Source organism: uncultured Fibrobacter sp. (assembly GCF_900316465.1).
In the GTDB taxonomy this organism is placed as follows: domain Bacteria; phylum Fibrobacterota; class Fibrobacteria; order Fibrobacterales; family Fibrobacteraceae; genus Fibrobacter.
Window position 1 is genome coordinate 23,528 of the sequence record NZ_ONDD01000023.1, and the last position, 10,108, is coordinate 33,635.

A 10,108-nucleotide genomic window follows, 5' to 3' on the forward strand; every position below is an offset into this window, starting at 1 on the left:
AATGGAGGTCCTATGAAAAATAGGATGTCAAGGTGTGCTGCCTTGATTGGGACCGTGTTGTCTCTTTCAGGTTTTGCGCAGGTCTGTAATGATGTTTCGCTGTATAAAAACGGCGAAGCAGGTAAAATGGAAACGGCAAGCATGACGTTCCCGGAAGCGCCGGAATGGAACGCGAACTGGGGCGAAATGAATTCTGGTGGAATGGAGGCGCTTACCCCGCCTTACATTCGCTTGTCCGGCATGAAGGACAAGGCGGGGGATTGGACGGGCCTTTTGTCGTTTAACAAGTTGCCCATAACCGTCCAATCCGGGAACGTGGCGCTCACAGTGCGTGCGACGCAGAAAAGCAAGTTCGGAATCTGGCTTGTGGGCGACTTCGGCAATAGCGGTGTGAAGTTCTTTGATCTCGATGCGAACAAGACTTATTCGCTGAAGATTGCTGTCGCTGAACTTCTCGGCAATTCTGCGAAGACGGTTACGCATGTTGGCGTTGGGCTTTTTGATGTCCCTGCACACCAATATACGACTCTCTTTATGGACGATGTATCGGTGAGTTGTGCGCTTTCTAGTGGCTCTATAGCTGAAGTGTGGACGTATCCGTACAGCGATTTGAATCCGAAGAATCCCCAACGCGAAGGAAAATTCTTCTCGACACAAACACCGATGACGTCTGCCGCCTATTCTGAAGAAAAACGTCGTAAAATTGCGGATTCTACTCGCGCTAATTTCGTTTTGAACGAATCGGAACATTATCAGATTGAAAGTTTTCCGAATCGAACAGATTTGACCCCGCAAAGTTCTCGCGATGCCTGGTTCCATAACATGTATCTTATCGATCGAAATCGTTTGCGAGACAGTGTAATCGCGAATCCGAAGGGGCTGTTTTACGAGGCTAATGAATATGCGGCTGAAACGGATAACCGTGAAATGCCTTTGTTAATTGGCAATGTGGATTACGCTTATCGCTTTTGTAGCGATAGCGCCTGTAAGTTCGTGCAAATGCAGAATGCAAGGATTTTGCAGGCAGGATTTCCTTCGGCGCGCGTAAAGGGTTCTCGACTTAAGATATTCTATGACCCCTATTTTATTTGCACGAATAGAAATTCGCTCCCGAAGGTGGAATTTTATGCGAAAAACAAGTGGCAGGTGCTAGAACCAATGTCCGAAATGCTGCTGGAGTTTGAATCGGCGGGCGTGCAATCCATAAAAGTCCGGCTCTCTGAAGGCGGTGTTACCATTAACCAGACGTTATTCGTGGAGGTAAAGTAATGAGATTCGTATCATTTATTTTGGCTTTGTTGCTTTGCGCATCTTTTTCTGCGGCTAGAGAATATGTCAATTTACTGTTTAGTGGAGATTCTTCTGGTTTAGATAGATTTTGCGGTGTTAAAGACAGACATTCTAATTCCATGAATACTGGCGGAAATGCTTTTGGAAAACCATGTGCTTCTGGGCTAGAAAAGGCAAGAGTCAGGATTCTAAACCCACAAAAGGATGATTCCCAGAAATGGAAATTTAGTTTAGTGCGTCCGTTCTTGATTATAGATGGCATTTACCTGAGTACAGATGGATCTCGGACTTTGAGTGAATTGCAAGATGAGGTTGAACGCTTTGGAATTGTTGATCCTCTTATAGAATTAGGTTATACGCCTGTTCTCGTGCAATTTTCGCAATCGGTGAGGAGATCACTGCAAGAAAACTCAAAATATTTTGCGTTAATACTCCAATATATGAATTCAAATGTCTGGTTTGGATTTGATAACAAGCAGCGAGATGGCTTTGTGGTTCTTGGGGTTAGCCAAGGCGGTATCTTGGGTCGATATGGGGCTTACTTGTACGATGTCGCACGAAATAAGATGACGGATGCCCCGATCCGACTGTATGCGTCTTTAGATTCGCCGCACCAGGGCGCCATTTTGCCTCTTTCACTTTTTTATACGATTGATTTTTGGGCTATAGATGGTGGGTCGGGTTCCGCGGAGGCTTTCAGGGATTTGATTAATGGTCCTGGTGCTAGCGGTTTATTGCTGTATGAGAGAATGTGCAAGAATAAAGATTGTTCTGATTATTCATACGAGGTCAACGCATCGCCGAATAGGTTCCTTTTTGGGGAGTATCGTAAGGCGGCAGAATATAAGGGTTTCCCATCTGTGCTTATTTCGCAAGGTCAGCTGAAAGGGACTATTCCGGCTCATGCTGATACGTTCTTCGTTTTGAACAGACATGCACAAAAGTATGGTTCACCATTCGGTCGAGCCGAAAGTAGACTCTATTCTTATGTCGATGGCAAGACCCCGATTACAATGAATAGGAAATATGAATATCTGAAGGGGGTTAAAGAAAAATCGCGTACGGCAGGGGCTTTCTATGATTTTATTCAAGGAAGCACTTATCCGTTTTCTGAGACAATGTACCAAAGCTTGAGAGATGGCATGATTAAAGCCATGCCGGATGATATGTACTATGGGTTTGTTTCTTTTTCAACGGGCTGGGATGAAGACTCTTTGATTCAAAAGAATAGCACCTTTATTCCAACAACAAGTGCGATGGATATGAAGTGTAGCGGGATAAATTCTATAACGGAACCATGCGCTTTTTATCAAAATCATTCCGGCTTCCCTTTCACGAATCCGGGGACAAAGAGTTCTGCCAATGCAGTTTATGCGGTAGATGCGACGCACCCGCGTTATAAGGAATCGATTAGCGGAAGGCACATTGAATTGCCCTCAAGTAAGAATTTGAAGTCAGATTCTGCCATTATTAGCGGGCTGCAAGTCGATATGTGGCGAGTCCTTTGTGAATTGGCGAATTATGACTACGATAGTGCTGGTCAGGAATTTCGAAACGAAAACTTGGCCTGGTATTTTAAGCCGGGAACCGATTGTATGGATCAGACAAAAATGCCGAAATTCTTAAAAAAGGGTGGCTACGTACAGAAAAAGTATTTCGCTTTTGGTCGCTATGATTATAATGCAGATGCAACGGAAAGCGACAAGAGCGTGATATTTGATGTCCCTGCTGGATGGCATAAGGTTGCTGCATTTGATAATGGCGAAGATCTTCCGGAAGGGACTGTAGTCGAATTTGATATTACGGTCAACAGTGCGAAGGGCTCTTGGATGAAGGCGGAACTTTTTTTGCAGAAAACCCGGTCGGGTATTGGTCAGTTGCAATTGCAAGAAGTTGCGGTTCCGGTAGATGGCAAAAAACATCATGTTTATTGGAAACTTCCTGCGAATGAAGGTGTGCTCAAAAACTATCACTGGATTCGCTTAGTCTTGAATTCTGATGGCGGGAATGTGACTGTTTCGAGTCCGGTACTTACGAAGACTGTTGAAAACACTGACAAACAGTATAAAACACTTGGATCCGAGATATATCCGAATAAGGTTTACAATTTTTACCCATGGACATCATCGGCTTCGGTCAACACGTATTTTAAAACGCCCGATTACGGTGCTGAGCTGAAGTTTAAAACGATTGGCAGCGGAGTTTATCTGGATTTGGGTGACGAATGGAGCCTTGATGGTTATGACAAGCTTTTGTTCTACTATTGGCCGGGAAGTTGTCAGAGAACAGGGGTGTACTTTGATTCGTTTGCCTCGGGGATGCAGTACTTAGACAGAACTTCGACAATAGAGAATGGTTTTGTTGTGAAGGAAATCGCTCTTTCAGATATTCTGGATACAAGACTTTCGCATAATCATCGCAAAATTGCTTCTAGGTTGATCTTTAGGAGTGGCAAGATTGATGAGGTTTGTCTTGTGTACAGAATTTTGGCAAAATAGGGCCATTTTTTAAACGTTAATCTTATTTTTCTTTGCGGCATGGTGGTTGTCGTGCCGCATTTTTTAGGAGTTATGACATGAAAAAACAATTAATTCTGTTGGCTGCCATGACGGTTGCACTTACGGGGTGCTATAAGCCGATGACTCGTTCTATGGGGGCTACCTTGATGCCTCTTCCTTTGATGCACCGGAGTTCTCCGGATAGCTCTGCGCAGGAATTATCTGTGACTGCTTCGGGCTTTTACGGACATACGGATGATGCCTACAATGTGGAAAACTTGAACGCTTTCGGCGGTAATATCGGGCTTACTTATCGCATGGGCGGAAAGCTTTCTCCGTTCTTTTTGAATGTGGCTGCTGGTGTGTTTGGAGGCTCACTTCATTTTGGTTGCGATGCTTCTTATCGTTGTCTCAGGGATAGTGAATCAGATGAAGATTACGTTGCCTGGCTTGAGTCAAAAGAAGGCCGAGAAAGCTATAGCTTCTGGAATATGCAAGAACGGATTCTTACGGGTGCTGATTTTAGATTGGGCTATCTCATTATCGGTGCTGCAGTTGGTTTTCAGCTTTATGAGGGATCCTCTGATTACGATAGTAGACGCGCAATGTTGGATAATGAGGGCCTTATGGAATGCCGTGGCGGAGATTTTGGCGCTGATCTGATTTCTTCCTTCTGGCTTGGAACCTATTTAGGACGGCAAGGTCAATATGGAAACCTCGTTGTTGAATATACTCGAAATTACAAAGACGTTTATGCGGATGTTTTGGCTTCTATCAAGTGGACTTATACACACCCGAGCGGATTCTTCGGTGGGGTAGCGCGTAATGACTTGATAAAATATTCTGTATTCGCTGGCAAGCAGTTCGTATTCTAGTAATAAACTCCCGAAAAAAGAAAAACAGAAGTTCCCGGCAATTTGCTGGGAACTTTTGCCAAAAAGAAAAAGCCGTGGATTGAACCACGGCTCTTTCTAATTTGTTTGTAGAGCGGCGATTGCCGCAACAAATTACTTGAGGGTCTGAACCTGCACGTCCCAGCTCTGGTTGCCAAGAGCGATACGGTAGGTGCTTGCAGCGCCGGCCTTCATGTTCTTGGTGTCCACTGCCGGAGCCGCGTTCGGGTCCTTCTTCGGCACGCCAATGTGGCGGTTGCCCTTGAGGAATTCGATACCCTTGTTGCCAGCCTTCGTCTGGAGGCAGCCCGTGATGAAGATGGTTTCGTCGGTGACCGGGAGACCATTTTCTTCGAGGAGGGCCTTGGCCTTCGGAATGCCCGGTTCGAGAATTTCTTCTGCGCACTGGACGCCCGGATAGGCTTCCTTGAACGGCTTCATGTTGAACTGGTCGGCAGCGATCTTCACGAGTTCCGGATCCGGTTCGCAAGGAGTCTTGCCCTGGTAACCGAGGAGCATCTTGCCGTAGCCTTCGGTCATCTTGAACCAAGTACCGCGACCGGCAGCCTGGTTCAGGGTGTTCATGTAAGCCTGCTGGAAGTAGAACTGAGAAACCGGCGTCACGGAAGAAGCAAAGCCACCGCGGCGGACGCATTCACTCATGTTCTCGATAACCTTCGGGAACAGGTGGAAGGTCTTGGTTTCACGCATCATGAGGGTGTTGGCGGTAAGAGCGCCACCCGGCATGGGGCTGAAGATCACGTCGGTGGTAATCTGACGGGCTTCAGGCGGGAAGTTGTAGTCCTTGAGGCATTCAACGGCGACGTTGTTAGCTTCCATGAGTTCCGGAATGTGATCGTCGACGATGCTGTCTTCACCGAGGGCGAGCTTGTAGTCCGTACCCTTGAGGGCGTGGAACATGGAGAACAGGTCGGGCTGAGCCGTACCGCCGGAAAGCGGCTTGCGGCCGAGGTCAACGCCATCAGCGCCACCTTCGATAGCAGCCTTGTACTGGGCCACACCGGTACCGCAGGTGTCATGGCTGTGGATACGGAGTTCGACCTTGTCGCCGAGGAGCTTACGGGCGCGCTTGAAGGTTTCATAAACCTTAGTCGGGTTCGTGGTACCGGAAGCGTCCTTGAAGCAAACGGAAGCGAACGGAACGCCTGCGTCCAAAATGTTGCGGAGGATGCGTTCGTAGAATTCCGGGTTGTGGGCGGCGTTGAGGTCGCATCCCGGAGGAAGTTCCATCATGGTCACGACGACTTCGTGTTCCAGACCGGCGTCGGTGATGCACTTACCGGAGTAAATGAGGTTGTTGACGTCGTTCAGGGCGTCGAAGTTACGAATACGGGTCATGCCGTGCTTCTTGAACATGTCGGCATGGAGCTTGATCATGTCGCGCGGCTGCGGAGCGAGGGCCACCACGTTAATACCGCGGGCGAGGGTCTGCAGGCGGATGTTCGGGCCTACAACGCGGCGGAATTCGTCCATCATGTCGAATGCGTCTTCGCCGCAGTTCTGGTAAAGGGCCTGGAAACGGGCGCCACCACCAGCTTCAAAGTGGGTGATGCCGGCCTTGACGGCTGCTTCGACAGCGGGCATGAAGTCCTTAGCGAAGACACGAGCACCGAAAATAGACTGGAAACCATCGCGGAACGAGGTATCCTGGAACTTGATCTTTTTCATAGTGTTTTCCTGTGGGATAAATCCCTTGTTTTTACTGTACAATAAAATACGGGGGGAAAGATAGAAAAAGTGGGCTACAGATAATAGCTCGGAAATCGTAATGGGAGGCTGATTTTAACGGTTTGGACCTATAGTTTTATCAGTTTTGCTATAAGGTCTATTCCTCCGTACCAGTTATAGCCGCCGATATCGAGATTGTTGTCGCCGAAGTTCGCTACGCCGACTCGGGCGCTGATTCCGAATAGTTTGGGGATGACGCCGTTCCCGCCGAAGAACTTGGCCCCTTCAAAGCCCATGGTGTAACCGTAGGAATAACCGTTGGCCATGTCCTTAAGACCTTTATCTTTGAATCGTTTGCCTTCTTCGGTGTCGAATTCGATGGCGTGCAGTCTTAAACCTCCGAAAACGGAAAGTTCATAATCGTAGGTGTAAATCAGCTTGGTGCGGAGCAGGGCTTCGACGGCGGTGTAGGAGATTTCTTTTTTGGGGAAGGTGACGCCTGACTGAACCACGTCTTCTTTGTACGGATTTACGCCGACAATGCTCCCGATGCGGAAATCGGTGCAATACCTTCCGATAAAGCAGTACCCGAAGCCGAGATCGAATGCCGGACCGGGGTTAAGCTTGTCGTCGGCACCGTGAGAGAAATAGTTTCCCCCGAATCCGAAGAATAAAGTCCAGTGACCAGTTTGCAGAATGTCGCGTTGCCGTTTGACATTGAAGAACTCTTGCAGGAATTCCCGTTGACTGTCGTTTTCGATTTTATCAAGTTGAATTTGTACGTAACGTTTTCCATCGATGCCGATAAAGCTATAGTATACGATGGTGCGTACGAATGCGGCGTCTCCGGCGGGGAGTTTTTTCAGGTCGTCTTCCCAGGCGTCGCTTGCGAGGTAGGTGTAGATGTCTTCGTAAAAATCTTCGTTGCTATACCCAAAATAAGTCAGTCGCCCGAATGGTGTGCGGTGTACATTTATGGATTTGGTGAAACTTTCGCGGACATATCCTGGGTTTGCAATGTAACTGAATTCTTTTTTGAGCAGATGTTGGCCGATATCTTGGTCGAAATACGGGATTACTGCGGTCTTTTTTTCAGACTTGTTTTCGTTTGTTGTTCCGCCCCAACCCCATTCGTGGCCGGATTCAAACTGGACTGGATCAGCGGCTTGCGAATAAAAGAATGCGCAAATGAGTAAAAGAAAAACTTTCTTGAGCATGTTAGTGAGCTTCGCCATATTTCTTTTTACTCCTGTCGTAGAATTGCAATAACGGGGTGAACGTTACGGAGAATATGCCGCCGTCACTATCTTTTACGATGTCTGTGTAGTAGTTGCTCACGCTTGCAAAAAGTCTTAACCCGAGACGGAGTTGCCCGTCGTCTTTATACTTGCTGAAATAAAAGTCGAATGCTGTGCCGCAATGGAGCCCGACTCCGACGTGGGATTTCAAGGGCTTTTCGTCATCTTTTACTTGAAGGTCGCTAAAGAGGATTGTGGGACCTAGATAGATTCTGTTTTCTACATAGGATGTTACAAGGGTGCGATAGCCGGCGTACAAGTCAATAAGAACTAGGCTTTGGAATTTGTTGTCGTCGAAGGTCTTGGAATGTAGGATCCTTGTATTGTAACCGCCACCGATTTTTTTGTAGAAGAATTCCAAGGTGATGTCAAATGTGGGGTGGTTGTCGAAATCATAGCTGAAAGCATCGCCGAATCCCAAGGATAGGCCTCCGCCCATGCCTATTTGAATGTTCCAGCCGACTCCGTAATCCACGTAGAAATTCGTGGTGATAAAATTCCATTGTTCGATTTTCTTGACGCTATCTGCGTTCGCTTTAATAAGGGCGTTCAAATCGTTTTGGTCGCTTGTGGTGAGTGATGCGGCGAGTATTCGCCAGAAGGCGCGGTCGCTGGAACTGCGGTCTAGTAGGGCGTTTTCAAGTTCGCCCGAACGATACATGGCCCTGAGGGAATCTTGCAACATCGCGTGAATGGCTGCTTCTTCGTCATCTACGTACGGAGAGGGGTAATAGGGGCAATCCGCATAGTCTTCGAAGGTGCGCAAGTAGGCGCTAAGCAGGCGCTTGGTGTTGCAGCTAAGATTAGACGGAGAACTGTAAAAGAAGAGTTTGTCTGCGTGAACTAGGAAGGTATCCAACTTGGCCGTATTCTCCCGGATTGCGTCTTTGTCGCCTTTTACAAGTGCTTCCATGATTTGAGTCTTGTAAATAGGACTCATGTTCTTGTGTGTTTCAAGGATGTAATGGTTTGGCAGGTACGAGCCTTGCTGCTTTGCGATGGATTCTAGAAATTTGAATTCGCTATTTTCGATAATTCGTGAGTGTCCGTCTTCGAAATAGATGCGCTTTAATTTTGAAACTTCGCCTTCGAGTGAGATTTCTGCCAAGAGCTTTAGCGGATTAGTCTCGATAATGGGGCCTTGGTGGATATGGTAAAATCGCGTGAGGGTGTCGTAGCCTTTTTCGGGGTCGTTCCAACTACGTGTTTTGCGGTCGTATACTTTATCTATCTGGTATTTTACTTTAAGGAGGCCGTATAATGTGGTGTTGTTGGCTTTGATGTACGCGTCTTTAAGGTCTGATGGGATAGAATCTAGTTTACGCAATGATAAATCGTGCTGTTTGTCGTGCCACAAAAAGAATTCGCTTTTTTGCTCTCGGGAGATTTTTTCTGTTGACCAGAAATCTATTTTGTTGTGGTAGGCCACGTTGGCTAAATATTCTGCGTAGGCATTCCCCCAAAAGATGAGTCCGGTATCGCTTTCGATCTTCTGTTGCAAAGTGACGCGGAGGGAATCGGGAAGCCTTTCTGCATGGACGGAATCTTGCCAGTCTTCGCATTCTCGGGAGTTGAAGAAACAGTAGCCGGGCTCGGCGTATGACAAAACCGCCGTGCAGAACGCTATGATGAAGAAGATTCCTGAACTAACCCAATGCATGAACCCGAGAACTCCCTTTTGCCCAAACTGAATAAAGAATAGTAAAAAATGAGGACAATGCCTTTCAATTTGATTTACTTGGCAATCAGGTTTATGATCAGGGCGATTAGACCGCCGAGCAGCAAAACGGCTATGGCGACCATCGAGACGAAGGTCCACTTGGCGTATTTCAGGAGCTTAACCAGGCTTGCATTCTGGTTCCCGACAAACTGTTGAATCAGGTTGATGCCTGCGGCAAGTGTAAGACCCGCGTCGTCAATCCAGCCAATGATGGGAATGTCTGGAATGAAGTCTACCGGAGAGGCGTCGTAAGCCAAGGCGGCAAGCATCAGCAGCACCGCCAAAGCCTTTTTCATGTTCGAAGAATTATCTTCCACAGGAACTTCTTCCCGGTGAATTTCGTGAACTTCTACTTCTTCGATTTCGTCTTCATCTTTTGTCATGGCATTTAATATAATATTTTTGCTGGTTGGTGAAAAGCGGGTCCGTTTTTCTTCTGTTTGAGCTGTCAAGTATTCCTTGTCAGTTGGATTGTGTTGAAGTACGCTTTCTTTGAATCAGCGATTATATTGCAGACTTTAGGGAGTCTTTTATATTGACAATGTCAATACACTCTAATTTTAGATTGATCGTTGGCTTATACTTGGAGAAAGTAATATGCAAAATTTGCATATTACTTTCTTGTATACAGAAAACCACCCGCTAGGCGGGTGGTTCCGTAAAAGCCTTCTGGCGGTCATGAGAAAAAATCCTTTGACTAATATTGAAATGCGGTCTGCC

At 47.0% G+C, this 10,108-nt stretch carries 7 protein-coding genes; 3 read left to right on the top strand and 4 right to left on the bottom strand.

Features of this window, described 5'->3' with window-relative positions; all coding sequences use genetic code 11:
* Positions 1-12: 12 nt before the first annotated feature.
* From QZN53_RS09915 to QZN53_RS09925, 3 genes are all read left to right on the top strand, one after another.
* Positions 13-1,269: a hypothetical protein gene (locus tag QZN53_RS09915; RefSeq protein WP_163438808.1), complete on the top strand. Its 1,257-nt coding sequence runs from the start codon at positions 13-15 to the stop codon at positions 1,267-1,269.
* Positions 1,269-3,788: a hypothetical protein gene (locus tag QZN53_RS09920; protein WP_163438809.1), complete on the top strand. Its 2,520-nt coding sequence runs from the start codon at positions 1,269-1,271 to the stop codon at positions 3,786-3,788. The genes QZN53_RS09915 and QZN53_RS09920 overlap by 1 nt, the downstream gene beginning before the upstream one ends.
* 77 nt (positions 3,789-3,865) lie before the next feature.
* Positions 3,866-4,663: a hypothetical protein gene (locus tag QZN53_RS09925; RefSeq protein ID WP_163438810.1), complete on the top strand. Its 798-nt coding sequence runs from the start codon at positions 3,866-3,868 to the stop codon at positions 4,661-4,663.
* Between the two features lie 132 nt (positions 4,664-4,795).
* Here the strand turns inward: QZN53_RS09925 and QZN53_RS09930 are convergent, their stop codons facing one another.
* The 4 genes from QZN53_RS09930 to QZN53_RS09945 all read right to left on the bottom strand — a co-directional run bounded on the left by QZN53_RS09930 (position 4,796) and on the right by QZN53_RS09945 (position 9,771).
* Positions 4,796-6,370, bottom strand: a complete 1,575-nt coding sequence (locus QZN53_RS09930; RefSeq protein WP_088627462.1) for a biotin attachment protein — start codon at positions 6,368-6,370, stop codon at positions 4,796-4,798.
* Between the two features lie 128 nt (positions 6,371-6,498).
* On the bottom strand, positions 6,499-7,605 hold the full coding sequence (locus tag QZN53_RS09935) for a hypothetical protein (protein ID WP_163438811.1): 1,107 nt from the start codon (positions 7,603-7,605) through the stop codon (positions 6,499-6,501).
* A complete protein-coding gene (locus QZN53_RS09940; RefSeq protein WP_163438812.1) occupies positions 7,589-9,328 on the bottom strand; it encodes a hypothetical protein in 1,740 nt (579 codons plus the stop codon). The genes QZN53_RS09935 and QZN53_RS09940 overlap by 17 nt, the downstream gene beginning before the upstream one ends.
* A 74-nt stretch (positions 9,329-9,402) precedes the next feature.
* Positions 9,403-9,771: a YkvA family protein gene (locus QZN53_RS09945; protein ID WP_163438813.1), complete on the bottom strand. Its 369-nt coding sequence runs from the start codon at positions 9,769-9,771 to the stop codon at positions 9,403-9,405.
* Positions 9,772-10,108 lie beyond the last annotated feature (337 nt).